This window comes from Azospirillum brasilense (assembly GCF_007827815.1).
Classification (GTDB): Bacteria; Pseudomonadota; Alphaproteobacteria; order Azospirillales; family Azospirillaceae; genus Azospirillum; species Azospirillum brasilense_C.
Genome location: NZ_VITH01000012.1, coordinates 114,038 through 130,272 on the forward strand (window position 1 = coordinate 114,038; position 16,235 = coordinate 130,272).

The following is a 16,235-nucleotide window of genomic DNA, read 5'->3' on the forward strand; positions in this document are numbered from 1 at the left end:
CTCTCAATCCTCCTCGTCGAAAGCCAGCTCCTGCGGCTGGCCGGCGTTCAGGGCCTTGCGCAGCCAGGGCGGCGGGTTGCCGTTGATGGTTTCGACCAGGCGGTCGAGCAGGGCGGTGATGGTCTCCGTGGCCTCCACCTTCACGGGGTGGATCTTCTTCGCCACCACGCGGGCGGCGGCGGAGGCGCCGATGGCCGACAGGTAGACGATGGCGCAGTCGGCCAGCGCGTCGAGCTTCGGGATCAGCTTGTCCTCGTTGCCGTCCTCGAACATCGAGCCACCGAACTGGCAGGTCTCGACCATCGTGTAGCCGGCCTTGTCCACCTCGTAGACCACGATGTTCTTGGCCCACCCGAAATGCGCGTCGACGTGCTGCATGTCCTGGGTGCAGAAAGCGACCTTCATGGAACCTCCTTTGCGGGGCCGGCCCTCCTCGGCCTGGCCCACCACACTCAGCCGGCGCTGCATCCGCATGATCCGCTCCCGCAGTGCTGGCCGTGTTCATGCCCGTCCCTGTGAGGATGACCGTGAGCGTGGCTGTGCTCGTCGTGGTCCATCTCGCGGGACAGGAACAGGTTGCCGATTTCGAACAGAAGCTCGCGGGTGCCGCGGTAGCCGACATGGACCTTCAGCCCGGCGCCCAGCCGGTCGAACATCGGGAGGCCCATGCGGTGCAGCGGCACGCCGATGCGCGCCGCCCCCTGCCGCCCGTGCGAGTTCGACACGATCAGGTCGGCGTCGCGGGCCAGCGTCTCCACGTCGGAATGGTCGCCGACCATGACGGTCGCGGCCTTCAGCTTCTCCAGGACGGCGGTCTGGGTGGGGGAGACGGCGGCGATCACCTCCGCCCCCATGTCCGCCAGGAAGCTGGTGACGGCGTAGAGCAGGTCCGGCTCCAGCGCCACGGCGATCCGCTTGCGGCTGTAGAAGAAGTGCCCGTCCAGCATCCCGTCCACCAGCGTCTCGCGCTGGCGCCGCAGCTTCGCCGACACCGGACGGCCCGACAGCTCCGACAGGGTGCGGACGAGGCGGTCCGACGCCTCCAGCCCGGTCAGCCGGTCGAAGAAGACGCTGCGCACGTCGGTCTTCAGTTCCAGCGCGGCGGCGGCGACGCGCATGTGCTCGCCCACCACCAGCGTGAGTTCCGACGCGCCCATGGACGCGATCCGCTCCACCGTCACGCCGCCCAGCGAGGTCGCCGTGAAGTCGTCGGGCTGGCGGCCCGACATGGACAGCGACAGGTCGGGCAGGAAGATCGGCGACAGGCCGAAGCTCTCGATGATGTCGCGCAGTTCTTCGACGTCGCCCGGCGACAGGTGGCAGCCGGCCAGCACATTGATCTGGCCCTTCACCGTGGTTTCCGACGGCTGGACCACCTCCTCGACGATGCCGGTCACCGCGGCGGAGAAGCCGTCCTCGAAGCCGCCGGAAAAGTCCGGGGTGTTGGCAAAGACCAGCTTCAGGCCGGCCAGGGCGGGGTTGCGCTGGCGGAACAGCGAATACTGGCCGGCCATGTCTTCGCCCTTGGTCTCGGTCACGCCGGTGGTGGCGACGCCGATCAGGGCGGGCGCGTTGCGCTCGTGGATGGTGCGGACGGCCTGCTCCAGATTCTCGTAGCCGCCGAGGATGGTCGAGACCTGATCCATCGCCGTGGTCTGGAGCGGAATGGCCTCGCGGAAATGGCGGACCAGCAGGACCAGCCCGAAGGCGGTGCAGCCCTGGCTGCCGTGGAACAGCGGCATGCAGCGGTCCACGCCGAGGAAGGCGAGCGCCGCGCCCAGCGGCTGGCTCATCTTCAGCGGGTTGGTGGAGGCCGCCTTGGCGGAATGGGGGAAGCGCTGGATGTTGCCCATGGCGGTTACGCTCCCACCGGCCGGGAGTCCGGCTTGGCGTCCGGTTTCAAGTCCCAGGGGGCGGCCAGACGCACCTGCCGCCAGATCGGGTTGGACAGGGTCTTGTCGATTTCCTCACACAGGTTGACGATGCCGTCATAGCCCGCGTAGGGGGTGTGGCGCTCCTGGTTCAGGTCGAGCCACGGCACCTTGGCCTTCAGCGCGATGAACTGCGACCGGCCGCCCGACATCATGATGTCGACCTCGCTGTCGCGCAGCATCTTGTAGATGTCGCGGGGCTTCAGGTCGTCCCACTGGTGGAACTCCTCCCCCTTCATCTTCTTGATGCGCTCCTTGTCCTCCTTGGTCGACTTCTTGGTGGAGGTGCCGACGATGGTCAGCCCGGCGCCCTCCAGCGCGGTGACCATCGACCAGCTCTTCACGCCGCCGGTGAACAGCAGGACGCGCTTGCCGTCGAAGCGCGGCTTGTAGGGTTCCAGGCGCCGCCAGACGCGGCTTTCCTCGCGGGCGATGACGCCCTCGGTGCGGTCGATGATCGCCTTGTCGGCGCCGCGCTCCACCAGCATGCGGGCCATGGTGCGCAGCGTGTCCGACATGTCCGACACGCCGTAGAAGGAGCCTTCGAAATAGGGGATGCCCCAGCGCTCCTGCATCTTGCGCCCAACATTCACCAGCGCCTGCGAGCAGACCACCATGGTCAGCCGCGCCCGGTGGGCCTGCGCCACCTCGTTGTAGCGCCCGTCGCCGGAGATGCAGGACAGGATGCGGATGCCGATCTCGTCGAGCAGCGGCTTCACCAGCCACAGCTCGCCGGCCAGATTGTATTCGCCGACGATGCAGATGTCGGTCGGGGTCGTGACCTCCGGCTCCACCGTGCCGATGACGTGGTCGAGCAGAGTTTCGCCGGCCAGCTTGTTGCCCAGGTTCTTCGAGCCCACGAAGCCCGGCGCCATCACCGGGATCACCGGCTTGCCCAGCTTCTTCGCGGCGAATTTGCAGACCGCCTCGATGTCGTCGCCGATCATGGCGGGGACGCAGGTCTGATAGACGAAGACGGCCGGCGGATCGTACTGCTGCACGATCTCCTTGATCGCCCGGTAGAGCTTCTTCTCGCCGCCATGGATGATGTCGAGTTCCGACATGTCCGTGGTGAAGCCGGTGCGGTAGAGCTGCGAGCCCGACGACTTGGTGCCGCGGTTGTCCCAGGAGTTGCCGAGGCAGGCGATCGGCCCGTGCACGAGGTGGGCGGCGTCGGCGATCGGCTGGAGCGCGATCATCGCGCCGTCATAGGCGCAGCCGCCGGCGGCCGCTCCGGGCTTCAGCGCCTTCGAGCAACCCTTCTTCCGCTCCTTCTCCGACTTGGCTTGGTTGGTGGAGCAACCGGGCTCGTTGAAGACGTCCTGGAGCTTTTCCTGGAGCATGACCTTCTCCCGCCATTGGCCGACATCGGCGCCTGTGAGCCGGTCATATGCAGGAGGTGTGCCAGACAGTGAATTGTTTATATTCAATAAGTTGTGGCAAGTGGCCCCGTGTGCGATACCCGACAATGGCGGACTTTGTCGGGTATCGCACAGCTTGGAGCGAGGAGGGCGCCGCGTAAGGCGGACGCCCTCAACGGGCCAGGACCTTGGCGGCTTCCTTGGTTTCCGAGACGGCCGCGGCGATCTGGGTGATCGCGGCGTTGATGGCGCCGATGTTGTGGTCGACGGCGTTGACCGAGGCCGAGGCGTTCTGCATGTTGGTCGACATGTCGCCGGTGACCGCGCTCTGCTCCTCCACCGCCCCGGCGGAGACGGTGACGAACTCCATCAGGTTGCCGGTCGCCTGACGGATGTTGCCCAGCGACGCGACCACGTCGGACGAGACGGCCTGCATCCCCTCGATCTCCTTGGTGATCTGGGCGGTCGCGCTGGCCGACTGGTTGGCGAGATTCTTGACCTCGTTGGCGACCACCGCGAAGCCGCGCCCGGCCTCGCCGGCCCGCGCCGCCTCGATGGTGGCGTTGAGCGCCAGCAGGTTGATCTGGCTGGCGATCGAGCTGATCAGGTCGACAATGCCGCCCATCGCCTTGGCGACCTCGGCCAGCCGCGCCGCCGCGCGGTCAGCGTTCTCCGTCTCATCCATCGCCGTGCTCGCCGCCTGGCGGGAGCGGATCATGCTGTCGGCGATCTCGCGGGCCGACGCGGCCAGCTCCTCCGCGCTCGCGGCGACGGTCTGGACGGTGCCCTGGGTCGCGCCCGACCGCTGGGCGGCGTCCTCGGCCTGCCGGCCGGCGGCGGAGAGCGCGGTGTCGATCTCGGTAAAGTTGTTGTCGATCAAGGACTTGAGCTGGTCCAGCAACTGCACCTGCTGGGTGATGTCGGTGGCGAACTTGACGATCTTGCTCAGCCGGTTGCTGCTGTCGAACACCGGGTTGTAGGAGGCCTGGATCCACACGACCCGCCCGCCCTTGCCGATCCGCTTGTACTGGGCGGCCTGGAAGCGGCCCTGCCGCAGGCTTTCCCAGAAGGCACGGTAGTCCGCGCCGCCGTGCTCGGCCGGATCGACGAAGGTGCTGTGGTGGCGCCCGGCGATCTCCGGCAACGTGTAGCCGAGCAGGGACAGGAAATTCTCGTTGGCGGTGATGACCGTGCCGTCCGGGGTGAACTCGATCACCGCCTGCGACTTCGAGATGGCCTCCGCCTTGCCGCGCAGATCGAGGTGCTCCCGGTGGCGCTCGGTGACGTCGGTGCAGACCTTCACCACCTTGTGGGTGACGCCCTGGCGGTTCTTGATCGGGTTGTAGGAGGCCTCGATCCAGACTTCCCGCCCGCCCTTGCCGATGCGCTTGTAGAGGGAGGACTGGAACTCGCCGCGACGCAGCCGCTCCCAGAAATCCTTGTATTCCGGGCCGTCCTGGAGGCTCGTCTCGACGAAGATGCGATGATGCTTCCCTTTGATCTCCTCGAAGCTGTATCCCATGCATCGGAGAAATTGGTCATTTGCCGACAATATGTTGCCAGATGTGTCAAAGGTAATGATGCCATTAGATTTGTCTAATGCGTCCGTGATCTCGGACGCCTCAGTATTTTTCGACTTTAGAAAGGCTTTAAAGGGCATGCCGATTATCCTTGACGCTTAAGACGGGAAAGATTTTTTGAGGCTATGGGGAGCTTGGATAAAAAATAATTAATTACTCTTGGTGTTGCGCTGCATCGCCCTGGTGGTGAAAGTAATCGCGAGCGCATATATTTTAAAAGATGTCGAACGATTGCAATTTTTTGTTGATGTTGTGGATGTTCAGTGGGTGGTGATCGCTGGGAGTTCGTGGCTTTCATGCGCCCCGGCCATTCAACCCATGGGAAATCGGCGCAGGAAACGGAGAGCGGTCGGGTATCGCCGCGCCGGACGCCCTTCGTCATGAAGCTGTGTGGAGGGGCGGGGTGCAGCGATCGCTGGGGGTGGGGCCGCACCCTTTCCACCAGGGGTGATGGCTCCGCCGGCCCGCTGTCAGGCCCCGCAAGACCACGGATCGGAAAAAGGAAAAGCCGGAGCCCACCTCGCGGCGGGCTCCGGCTCTCCGGGGAAGCGGCCGGGCAGGGGGATGGAGACCCCGCGCCGGCCGGGGGAGGTCAGCGCACCAGGTCGAACGAGTAGTCGGTCTCGCCGACGATGTTCGTGTTGGCGTCCATATCCTCGAAGATCCGATCCAGGATGCGCACCAGCACGTTCAGAGCGCCCTGGTAGCCCCAGGTCGGGTAACGGTGATGGTGGTGGCGGTCGAAGATCGGGTAGGTCAGGCGGATGAGCGGGATCTTGGTGTCGCGCTCCAGATACTTGCCGTAGCTGTTGCCGATGATGTAGTCGACCTTGTCGGTGAACAGCAGCGAGCGCAGGTGCCAGAGGTCCTTGCCGCCGTAGGCCTTGCCGGACTTGCCGAACGGCGAGGCGTCGAGCACCTTCTGAACCTGCTTCTCCCACTTCTTCGAGCCGGAGGTGGACAGGATGTGCACCGGCTCGGCGCCCAGCTCCATCAGGAACTTCGACATGCCCAGGCAGAAGTCCGGGTCGCCGTACACGGCGAAGCGCTTGCCGTGCAGGTGGGTGTGGCTGTCGGCGATGGCGTCGACGAGGCGGCCGCGCTCCAGCTTCAGCTCCGCCGGGACCGGCTTGCCGGACAGCTCGGCCAGCTTCATCAGAAGCTCGTCGGTGCCGGTGACGCCCATCGGGTAGTTGTACTTGGCGACCTGCTGGCCCTTCTCCTTGATGAACTGCAGGGACTGCGGGGTGCAGTATTCCTGCATGGAGATGGTGGCCTTGGCGTGGACGGCCTCCTTCGTGGCCTCCAGCGGGGTGCCGCCGTCATACATGCGGTACTCGCCGTCGGCCGGGGTGTCGAAGTTGTCCGACACGTCCGACAGGATCGTCAGGTCGATGCCGAACAGGCCGGCGATGCGCTTCAGCTCGCGGTTGTTGCCGACCGCGAAACCGTCGAAGCCCGGGATCAGGTTGATCTTCTCGTTCTTCGGGGTGTCGAAGTTCTCCGACGTGCCCCAGAAGTGGGTCAGAACGCCCTTGATCATGTTGTCGTAGCCGACGATGTGGCTGCCGACGAAGGCCGGGGTGTGGGCGAAGGGAACCGGGAAATCCGCCGGGACGCTTTCCTTGTTCTTCGCGTTGTTGATGAAGCCGGACAGATCGTCGCCGATGACTTCCGCCATGCAGGTGGTCAGCACGGCGATCATCTTCGGCTTGTACAGCGCGTAGGCGTTGGCCAGGCCGTCGATCATGTTGTTCAGACCGCCGAACACCGCCGCGTCTTCCGTCATCGACGAGGAGACCGCGGAGTTCGGCTCCTTGAAGTGGCGGGTGAGGTGCGTGCGGTAGTAGGCGACGCAGCCCTGCGAACCATGGACGAAGGGCAGGGTGCCCTCGAAGCCCTGGGCCGCGAACATCGCGCCGATCGGCTGGCAGGCCTTCGTCGGGTTGATGACGACCGCCTCACGGGCGAAGTTCTTTTCCTTGTACTCTTCCGTCTTGGTCCACGCGGAAACCCGGGCGACCTCTTCGTCGGAGTGGCCGTACTCGAACTCCGTCTTCTTGCGCTCGAGCAGCTCCTTGTATTCGGGCTGACGGAAGAGCGTGAAGTGGTCGATGACCTTGTCGGCGCTCTGGGAAACGGGGTGGGACATGCTCATTACTCCTATCTTCCAGAGGCCGCTTTAGAACGGAGCCTTCATGATGCCCCAGACGGGGTTGTTGATGGCCAGATCCATGTCGCGGGCGAAGATCGCGAAGCCGTCGTAGCCGTGATACGGACCCGAGTAATCCCAGGAATGCATCTGGCGGAAGGGCAGGCCCATCTTCTGGAAGACGTACTTTTCCTTGATGCCCGAGGCGACGAGGTCCGGACGCATCACCTCGACGAACTTCTCCAGTTCGAAGGCGGTGACGTCGTCGTAGATCAGCGTGCCTTCCTTCACGTAGTGCTGGGTGCGCTGATAGTCGTCGTTGTGGGCGAACTCGTAACCCGTGCCGACGATCTCCATGCCCAGGTCATGGTAGGCGTCGACCACGTGGCGCGGACGCAGGCCGCCGACGTAGATCATCACCTTCTTGCCTTCGAGCCGCGGCTTGAACTTGGCGATGACGGCGTCGACCATCGGCTGGTACTTGGCGATGACCTTCTCCGCGTTCTCCTTGATGGTGTCATCGAAGAGAGCGGCGATCTTGCGCAGGGACTCGGCGATCTGCGACGGGCCGAAGAAGTTGTACTCCATCCACGGAATACCGAACTTCTCTTCCATGTGGCGCGCGATGTAGTTCATCGAGCGGTAGCAGTGGATGAGGTTCACCTTCGCCTTCGGCGTGTTCTCCAGCTCGGCGAGCGTGCCGTCGCCCGACCACTGGGCGATCACGCGCAGGCCGATCTCCTCCAGCAGGATGCGGCTGGCCCAGGCGTCGCCACCGATGTTGTAGTCACCGATGATGGTGACGTCGTACGGGGTGGAGACGAAGCCTTCCTTCGGCTCGGTCTTCTCGAAGATCCAGTCGCGGATGACGTCGTTGGCGATGTGGTGGCCCAGCGACTGGGAAACGCCGCGGAAGCCTTCGCAACGGACCGGAACGACCGGCTTGCCCAGCTCCTCGGACTTGGCGCGGGCGACCGCCTCGATGTCGTCGCCGATCAGGCCGATCGGGCACTCGGACTGGATGGAGATGCCGTTGACGAGCGGGAACAGCTCGTTGATCTCCTCGATCACCTTGTGCAGCTTCTTGTCGCCGCCGAAGACGATGTCCTTCTCCTGGAAGTCGGAGGTGAAGTGCATCGTGCCCCAGCTGTCCACGCCGGTGTCGCCGACATAGTAGTTGCGGCGGCCGGACCAGGAGTAGTAGCCGCAGCCGACCGGGCCGTGGGAGATGTGGATCATGTCCTTGATCGGACCCCACACCACGCCCTTGGAACCGGCGTAGGCGCAACCACGGATGGTCATCACACCGGGGATCGACTTGATGTTCGACTTGACGCCGCAGTCCTTCGCCTCGGCTTCCAGCACGTTCAGGTGCTTGGCGCGGCGCTTGCGCGACTTCTCGGGATACGCTTCGAGAACCTTGTCGACGAGACCCTTGACGTCGACGCCTTCGTTCACGGACAGGCTCATGGTGCCAGTCTCCTGCATGCTCTCATTGTCCGCGCCACTTCAGCGCGGGACCGAGCCCCCTCTCTCCCACCCCGCGCACGAAGGCGGGGTGGGCTGGGGAGGGGGCCAGTTCAGACCTGTGCCCCGTCAGGGATCCAGGTGTCAGGCCTTGGCGGCTTCCTTGGCCTGGAGCTCGGCGAGCTGCTGCTCCTCCGACTTCATGATGCCGAAGTCCATCAGCATCTCTTCCAGCTCTTCCATCGTGATCGGGGTCGGGATGGTGCCCTTGCCCTTGTTCGCGTGGACCTTGTTGGCGAGCTGGCGGTATTCCTGGGCCTGCTGGCTGTCCGGCGCGTACTCGATCACGGTCATGCGGCGCAGCTCGGCGTGCTGCACGATGTTGTCGCGCGGCACGAAGTGGATGAGCTGGGTGCCGAGGCGGGCGGCCAGGGCCGAGGCGAGGTCGATTTCCTTGTCGGTCTGGCGCTCGTTGCAGATCAGGCCGCCGAGGCGCACGCCGCCGCTGTGGGCGTACTTCAGAATGCCCTTGGCGATGTTGTTGGCGGCGTAGAGCGCCATCATCTCACCGGACATGACGATGTAGATTTCCTGGGCCTTGTTCTCGCGGATGGGCATGGCGAAACCGCCGCACACCACGTCGCCCAGCACGTCGTAGGAGACGTAGTCGACGTCGTCGTAGGCGCCGTTCTCTTCCAGGAAGTTGATCGAGGTGATCACGCCGCGGCCGGCGCAGCCGACCCCCGGCTCCGGACCGCCGGACTCGACGCACTTGATGCCCTTGTAGCCGATCTTGAGAACGTCCTCGAGCTCCAGATCCTCGACCGAGCCGGCTTCGGCGGCGAGGTGCAGCACGGTGTCCTGCGCCTTGGCGTGCAGGATCAGGCGGGTCGAGTCGGCCTTCGGATCGCAGCCGACGATCAGGATCTTCTGATCCAGCTCGACCAGCGCGGCCAGGGTGTTCTGGGAGGTGGTGGACTTGCCGATACCGCCCTTACCGTAGAACGCAATCTGGCGCAAAGACATGGGAGGTTACTCCTTTGCTTGGGTCTACAGGGTGTCTTCAATTCCGGGGCGGCCTGCCCAGCGGCCGCTTCGACCCCTTCTCTGCATCCCCCGTGCCAGTTCGCGGAAAATTTTTAAGTCTTTGAAAGAAAACGAGAAAATAGATTGCGGACGAACGCGGTCCGCTTTGTCGGGCCTGTGACATACCCGACAAAGCCCGACATTTTGTCGGGTCTCTCGCAAAGAAAAGAAAGGGAGGGGCAGGTTGCGCTTTGACGGCCCAGGCGGCGGCGTCAGGCGGCGGCGTGGTTCAGCGCGTCGCGGGCGACGACGAGGCGCAGCGCCAGCGCCTCCAACTCTTCGCCGTCCTGGCCCATGTCATAGAGAAGCTGGGCCAGCGACTGGCCGCGGGCGAGCAGACGGCGCGCCTTGGCCGGGTCGGCGGGGCGGGCCAGCAGGATGCCGACGAGACGCTCCCCGGCGATGCCGGCCAGCGCGCGGCTGCGTTCGGCCAGACGGCGCTCCAGCGTGTCGAGCACCGGTGGGCGCCCGGCATGGTCGAGGTCGGTGCAGAACTGGTGCAGGGAGCGGAGCTGGCGCAGCAGCGCCTCGAACAGCAGCTCGTCCAGGTCCCCGCCGTTGGCGGCCTTTCCGACGAGATCGAACAGCGTGTCGGAAAGCCGCCACGCCGCCGACAGGCAATCGTTCATCGCCTTGCGGTCGGCGGGCTCGACGAAGGCGTTGGCCTCCTCGCGGTGCTCCTCCTGGTCGTCCAGGTTCCGCATCGCGACGACGAGCAGTCCGTCCACCGAGGCCAGCGTGGCGAGGCTGGCGTGCAGCGCCTTGATGCCGCGGTCGGCGCCGAAGCCGTCCATGGCCTCCGCCGCCCGGCGCAGGGCGTGGCGGGTCAAGCGGCGCGACTGGTAGACGACGTCGCGCAGCGCCACGGTGGCGCCCAGTGTCTCCAGCATCAGCCGCCGCGCCTCGAAGCGCAGCAGGGCGTGGGCGAGGCTGTCCATGGCGCCGGCGGTGACGCTTGCCGGATCGTCTTCCGCGGCCGCGACGGGCGCTTCGCCGCGGACCAGCCGGTCGGCGTCGGCGCGGGCGTCCGCCTCGATGGCCGACACCACCGACAGCACGGCGCCGCGCCCGGCGCCGCGCAGCAGGGCGACCAGGGCGCGCAGGGCGGTGGCCACCTCCAGCGCGCCGGGCAGGCCGTCCTCGGCGGTGCCCTTGTTGTGGACGACGCGGTCGATGAGATGATCACGCAGACGAGGCAGCAGAACATCCAGGATGATCGGCGCGGTGGGGCGCAGCAGCGCCTCCAGCAGACGGCCCTGCGGCTGGCCGAGCATGGCGGCCAGCGGGTTGACCGGCTTGGGCACCAGACGCGGGCGGTGGGGCTCCAGCAGGGTCAGCACCTCGTCGCCGCGCAGCGGGGTGATGGTGCCGCGCAGCAGCCGGGTGAGCGTCACGGCGTCGCGGGCTTCCCTGGCGCCACGCAGCGGAACCGGCGCCCGTCCCGAGCGCATCGGCATCTTTTCCGAGACGGCGGAAGGAAGAAGAACGCGCGGGGGCTGTGCCGCCCGGTTGCGCGTCTCCTGCTCCTTTCGCTTCATCGGCCACATGGCCTTGCCTCGTCTTGCGGTGCACTGAATCCCGGTCGAAGAACTATGGTGTCGTCTCATCATCCGTTCAAACGGATATTTTTAAGATATTTGGAGTAAGCCAAAAGTTGCTATGGATGTTTAATCGAATTGTTTTTGAATTCGAAATTTATTGTGAAGAGACGGCTTCACCCCATCATGACGCGGGCCCTTGGCGGATGCGCCGGTTCGCGGTATCCATGAAAGAATTGTGGATTTCGGGAATGTCATGGCGGACGGTTCGGCGAGCGGTGGGGTGCGGGATGCGCGGGGGCGGCTGATCGATCCGGATTCGCCGCTGGCGCTGAAGGCGCATCGCACCAACCTGCTGAACGTGACGGCGGAAGCGCTGTGTGCGGAATCGTTCAACGACGAACCGCGGCGCCTGCGCATCGGCGGCACGCGCAGCGAGCACGCCGTGCTGTTCGAGGCGCTCGACGAGAGCCCGAACAGCCTGATCGCCGCCGACATCTTCCAGCACTACATGGCCTTCACCTTCGGGCTGAACCCGGACTTCTCCGGCGCCGAGGGCACGGACGGGCGGCGGCGCTACCGCGCCAGCTACCTGCGCCTGCTGAAGGGCTGGCTGTTCGACAGCAACAACGCCGAAGGCGCCGTGCTGAAAGGCTGGGTGGAGAGCCGGTTCGGCCTGCTGCCCACCTATCACAAGGAGCCGATCCTCCGCTTCGCCTCCGACGCGTGGCGGACCTACGGCGAGGAGAAGGTCGCCACCCGCTTCCACAACAACAACATCAACCTGCAGCTCGACCTGCTGTACGAATATTGCCAGTGGTGGATGCGCCGCGGCTGGCCGGACGCGCCGATGCCGTCCCGCGCCAGCCACATCCGGCTCTACCGCGGCGTCAACGACTTCGAGGAGCACCACATCGTCGCGCGCCCCGACAAGCGCACGGCGGTCCTGCGCCTCAACAACCTCAGCTCCTTTTCCATCGAGCGCGACATCGCCGGCCAGTTCGGGGACTACATCCTCGAAACCTGGGTGCCGCTCACCAAGGTGGTCTTCTTCCGCGACATTTTGCCCCGCTATCCCTTCAAGGGGGAGGGCGAGTATCTGGTGGTCGGCGGGGACTACAGGGTGGGGGTGTCGCTTCTCTGACAACCGATCACGGGACAGATCCGGCCCATGACTGACCATTCCATACGCTCACGCGCGCTGGGCGCCTATCTCGGGCTGGCCTGCGGCGACGCGCTGGGCGCCACCGTCGAGTTTCTGACAAAGGGCGAGATCGCCCACCAATACGGCGTGCACAAGCACATCAAGGGCGGCGGCTGGCTCAAGCTGCCCGCCGGGCAGGTGACCGACGACACCGAGATGTCGATCCATCTCGGCCGCGCCATCCTGGCCGCCCCGGATTGGGACGCCCGCAGGGCGGCGGAGGAATTCGCCGTCTGGCTGAGGGGCATCCCCGTCGATGTCGGGGACACGACACGGCGCGGCATCCGCCGCTTCATCATGCACGGCACCCTGTCGGAGCCGGAGAGCGAGTACCACGCCGGCAACGGGGCGGCGATGCGCAACCTGCCGGTCGCCCTGGCGACGCTGGGCGACGACGCGGCCTTCGAGCGCTGGACGGTGGAGCAGGCGCACATCACCCATTGCAACGCCATGTCCGACGCGGCGACCCTGACGCTGGGCCACATGGTGCGCCGTCTGGTGCTGGGCGGCGGCGTGCGCGACGTGCGTGACGAATCGAACAAGCTCATCGCGAAGCACCGGCAGTTCAAGTTCCAGCCCTACCGGGGCCTGTCCACCGCCTACATCGTCGATACGATGCAGACGGTGATGCACTATTATTTCCAGACCGACTCCGTCGAATCCTGCGTCGTCGAGACCGTCAACCAGGGCGGCGACGCCGACACCACCGGCGCCCTCGCCGGCATGCTGGCCGGCGCCACCTACGGGGTGGAAACCATCCCGCCGCGCTGGCTGCGCAAGCTCGACCGCGACGTCTACAACGAGATCTGCGTCCAGGTGGACGGGCTGCTCGCCCGCTCCCCGGCGCTCAAGCAGGGGTGACCGCGACCATGGCCGACGTGATCTTCTTCGAAAAGCCCGGCTGCGCCGGCAACAACCGCCAGAAGGCGTTGCTGGCGGAGGCCGGGCACACCGTCCACGCCCGCGACCTGCTGTCCGAACCCTGGACGGCGGACAGCCTGCGTCCCTTCTTCGGCGACCGCCCGGTGGCCGACTGGTTCAACCGCGCCGCCCCGGCGGTGAAGAGCGGAGAGGTCGATCCGGACGCGCTGGACGAGGCCGCCGCCCTGGCGCTGATGCTCAAGACGCCGCTGCTGATCCGCCGCCCGCTGATGCAGGTGGGCGACCGCCGCAACTGCGGCTTCGAGGCGGAACGGGTGGACGCCTGGATCGGGCTGGCCGCCGGAGCGCCGGAGGGGAGGCTGGAGGGCTGCGCCCGTGCCGGGATGCCGCCCTGCCCACCACCCGCAAAGGGGTGACGGGACAACCCGGACTGTCGTAGGTTTGCCCCCGTCCTGTTTGAAACCCGACATTTCAGCGATGGGGGCTGATCCATGTGCGAACTCCTGGGCATGAGCGCCAACGTGCCCACGGACATCTGCTTCAGCTTTCGCGGCCTGATGCGCCGCGGCGGGCAGACCGGTCCGCACCGCGACGGCTGGGGAATTGCCTTCTACGAGGGGAAGGGCTGCCGCACCTTCCACGACCCGGCGCCGAGCTGCGAGTCGGAGATCGCGCGCCTGGTCAGCAGCTATTCGATCAAGTCCTGCGTGGTGATCTCCCACATCCGCCGCGCCAACCGCGGCCGGGTGTCGCTGGAGAACACCCACCCCTTCACACGGGAGCTGTGGGGCCGCGTCTGGACCTTCGCCCACAACGGCCAGCTCAAGGGCATCAAGGAGCGGACGCTGACCTTCTACGAGCCGGTCGGGACGACGGACAGCGAGCACGCCTTCTGCTGGCTGCTCGACCAGATCCGCATGCAGTATCCGGAGCCGCCCAAGAGCAGCGGCGCGCTGATGCGGCTGATCCGCGACCTCGCCACCGACCTCGGCACGCTGGGCGTCTTCAACATGCTGCTCAGCGACGGGCGGTACCTGTGGTGCCATTGCGCGACCAACCTCGCCTGGCTGACGCGGAAGGCCCCCTTCGGCCCGGCGACGCTGATCGACGAGGACATGAGCGTCGATTTTGCCAAGGAGACGACGCCCGACGACGTGGTGACGGTGGTCGCCACCCGTCCCCTGACCCGCGACGAGGATTGGACCGTCATGAAGGGCGGCGAGATGGTCGTGTTCAAGGGCGGCAATCGGGTGCGCTGACCGGGGATTGTTCTGATCCATGCAACGAAGATTGGCAAAATCGAGGCTCAATCGATTGGCGTAAGCGGGCTTATGGTCACTTCCGAGACAAACCGAAGCGGTGACGGTGCCGGACCGGCGCCCCGCTTCCCGGACAGGAAGACGTGACCATGAAGATCCTTCGCATCGACTCCAGCCCGCTGGGCGACGCCTCCGTTTCGCGCCAGCTCACCGCCTCCATCGTCGCGGCGCTGCGCCAGGCGACGCCGGACGCCGAGGTGTCCGTCCGCGACCTGACCGTCGCCCCGCCGGACCACCTGACCGGCGAGCTGATGCAGGTGGTGAAGTTCCGCAACCTGGAGGGCCTGACCGCCCGCCAGCAGGAGGAGCTGGCCCTGACCGACGCGCTGGTCGATGAGTTCCTGGCCGCCGATGTCGTGGTGATCGGCGCCCCGATGTACAACTTCACGGTCCCGACCCAGCTCAAGGCCTGGATCGACCGCATCGCCCAGGCGGGCCGCACCTTCCGCTACACCGAGACGGGCCCGGTCGGTCTGGCCGGCGGCAAGAAGGTCTACATCGCCTCGACCCGCGGCGGCGTCTATTCGACCAACGCCGCGATGAGCGCGCTGGACCACCAGGAGGCCTTCCTGCGCACGGTGCTGGGCTTCCTGGGCGTCACCGACGTGACGGTGATCCGCGCCGAGGGCGTCGGCATGGGTCCGGACGCCCGCGCCAAGGCGCTGGCCGCCGCCCAGCAGGAGATCGACGCCCTGGCGATCCCGGTCGCGGCGTAAGGGGTGACTGTCCCCTCTCCCCAGAGGGGAGAGGGGAGCTTCGCGATGCGCTCGCTTTAATTGGCTCCCATCGCCTCGCGGATCCGCCGGATGGCCTCGCCCAGAGGCAGATCGAGGCGGGTGATGTTCTGCAGCTCCAGGAAGCGCGCCTCGTTCTTCGACAACTCGCCCTCGATCACCGCCCAGTGCTTGTCCGACGAGCGCTTGGCGATCTGGCGGGCGAAGGTGCGCTGGATTTCCTGATCGAAGCGGCAGCCGAGATAGAGGAAACTCCGGCCCGCCCGGCGCTCCCGAACGACGGCGGGAATCGGCGTCTGGATATCGATCTCCGTCAGGATCTCGACGAAGTCGCTGTCGGAAATCAGGTAGTTTCCCGCCGGGGCGGCGCTGCCCGACGGCTTGTAGAGCAGGGTCTCCCAGCCCGACGCGGCGGCGGCCTCGACCTCCGCGCCGCCGGGCGCGTAGTATTTCACCCATTCGCCGACGCCCTGCGGGTGGGACAGGCCCTGGATCTGGCCCCAGCTCCGCCCCGCATCAGCGGTCAGCAGGCTTTCCAGCGTGTTGTCGTACCAGACATCGACGATCATCGGCGGGGCGGGCAGGGCGGCCAGCCACGCGTGAACCGGCGTGGCCGGGACCTCGCGCTTGAAGATCTCGTTCAGGATGCCGTCCAGCGTCTTGCGGTGGCGCCGCGATTCGATGAACTGGGCGACGGCGGTCAGCTGGCTGCGGATGCGGCCCGGTGCGGCGACCTTGGCGTTCAGCCGCTGCGCCAGCTCCAGCGAGGTGCGCGGGATCGGGCAGTCGGCCTCCGGCAGCAGCGCGAAGGCGCCCGGCCCGAGATAGGGCACCACGCCCCGCGCCTTCAGCGCCGCGGCGATGTCCGCGATGATGGTGTCGGTGTCCGTGCTGTCGATGACGGCGGTGTCGGTCATGCTAACCCCGTTCGGCTGGCGTTTGCCCCCTCCCGACCCTCCCCCGCTTCGCAGGGGAGGGGGT

Annotated in this window: 14 protein-coding genes; 5 read left to right on the plus strand and 9 right to left on the minus strand. The window is 66.2% G+C overall.

The features are described from left to right. Positions 1-3 precede the first annotated feature (3 nt). From nifX to FBZ83_RS23110, 8 genes are all read right to left on the minus strand, one after another. Positions 4-405, minus strand: a complete 402-nt coding sequence (gene nifX, locus FBZ83_RS23075; protein WP_035672311.1) for a nitrogen fixation protein NifX — start codon at positions 403-405, stop codon at positions 4-6. 47 nt (positions 406-452) lie between these two features. Further along, the gene (nifN, locus tag FBZ83_RS23080; RefSeq protein ID WP_145689075.1) at positions 453-1,853 is read right to left on the minus strand and encodes a nitrogenase iron-molybdenum cofactor biosynthesis protein NifN; all 1,401 of its coding nucleotides are present in this window, start codon (positions 1,851-1,853) and stop codon (positions 453-455) included. Positions 1,854-1,858: 5 nt separating this feature from the next. Continuing rightward, positions 1,859-3,274, minus strand: coding sequence for a nitrogenase iron-molybdenum cofactor biosynthesis protein NifE (gene nifE / locus FBZ83_RS23085; protein ID WP_145689076.1), 1,416 nt, complete (start codon positions 3,272-3,274; stop codon positions 1,859-1,861). Between the two features lie 190 nt (positions 3,275-3,464). Then, positions 3,465-4,952, minus strand: a complete 1,488-nt coding sequence (locus FBZ83_RS23090; protein ID WP_145689077.1) for a methyl-accepting chemotaxis protein — start codon at positions 4,950-4,952, stop codon at positions 3,465-3,467. A gap of 512 nt (positions 4,953-5,464) precedes the next feature. Continuing rightward, on the minus strand, positions 5,465-7,024 hold the full coding sequence (gene nifK, locus FBZ83_RS23095; protein ID WP_145689078.1) for a nitrogenase molybdenum-iron protein subunit beta: 1,560 nt from the start codon (positions 7,022-7,024) through the stop codon (positions 5,465-5,467). 30 nt (positions 7,025-7,054) lie between these two features. Beyond that, a complete protein-coding gene (gene nifD, locus FBZ83_RS23100) occupies positions 7,055-8,494 on the minus strand; it encodes a nitrogenase molybdenum-iron protein alpha chain (RefSeq protein ID WP_014239785.1) in 1,440 nt (479 codons plus the stop codon). Positions 8,495-8,635: 141 nt separating this feature from the next. Then, complete coding sequence (nifH, locus tag FBZ83_RS23105; protein ID WP_014239786.1) at positions 8,636-9,517, minus strand: nitrogenase iron protein; 882 nt, start codon at positions 9,515-9,517, stop codon at positions 8,636-8,638. 272 nt (positions 9,518-9,789) lie between these two features. After that, a complete protein-coding gene (locus FBZ83_RS23110; protein ID WP_247888439.1) occupies positions 9,790-11,034 on the minus strand; it encodes a hypothetical protein in 1,245 nt (414 codons plus the stop codon). A 337-nt stretch (positions 11,035-11,371) separates the two neighbouring features. On the opposite strand from FBZ83_RS23110, the gene FBZ83_RS23115 reads away from it, so the two are divergent. The 5 genes from FBZ83_RS23115 (at position 11,372) to FBZ83_RS23135 (ending at position 15,236) form a co-directional block, all read left to right on the plus strand. Then, a complete protein-coding gene (locus FBZ83_RS23115; RefSeq protein ID WP_145689080.1) occupies positions 11,372-12,259 on the plus strand; it encodes an NAD(+)--dinitrogen-reductase ADP-D-ribosyltransferase in 888 nt (295 codons plus the stop codon). 27 nt (positions 12,260-12,286) lie between these two features. Beyond that, positions 12,287-13,180, plus strand: a complete 894-nt coding sequence (gene draG, locus FBZ83_RS23120; RefSeq protein WP_145689081.1) for an ADP-ribosyl-[dinitrogen reductase] hydrolase — start codon at positions 12,287-12,289, stop codon at positions 13,178-13,180. A gap of 8 nt (positions 13,181-13,188) precedes the next feature. Then, positions 13,189-13,617, plus strand: a complete 429-nt coding sequence (locus FBZ83_RS23125) for an ArsC/Spx/MgsR family protein (RefSeq protein WP_145689082.1) — start codon at positions 13,189-13,191, stop codon at positions 13,615-13,617. A gap of 75 nt (positions 13,618-13,692) precedes the next feature. Then, the gene (locus FBZ83_RS23130; protein ID WP_038528966.1) at positions 13,693-14,460 is read left to right on the plus strand and encodes a class II glutamine amidotransferase; all 768 of its coding nucleotides are present in this window, start codon (positions 13,693-13,695) and stop codon (positions 14,458-14,460) included. 149 nt (positions 14,461-14,609) lie between these two features. Continuing rightward, positions 14,610-15,236 (plus strand): FMN-dependent NADH-azoreductase, encoded by a 627-nt coding sequence (locus FBZ83_RS23135; RefSeq protein WP_145689083.1) that lies wholly within the window; start codon positions 14,610-14,612, stop codon positions 15,234-15,236. Between the two features lie 56 nt (positions 15,237-15,292). On the opposite strand, the gene FBZ83_RS23140 is transcribed toward FBZ83_RS23135, so the two are convergent. Next, positions 15,293-16,171, minus strand: coding sequence for an SIR2 family protein (locus FBZ83_RS23140; RefSeq protein WP_145689084.1), 879 nt, complete (start codon positions 16,169-16,171; stop codon positions 15,293-15,295). Positions 16,172-16,235: the final 64 nt, after the last annotated feature.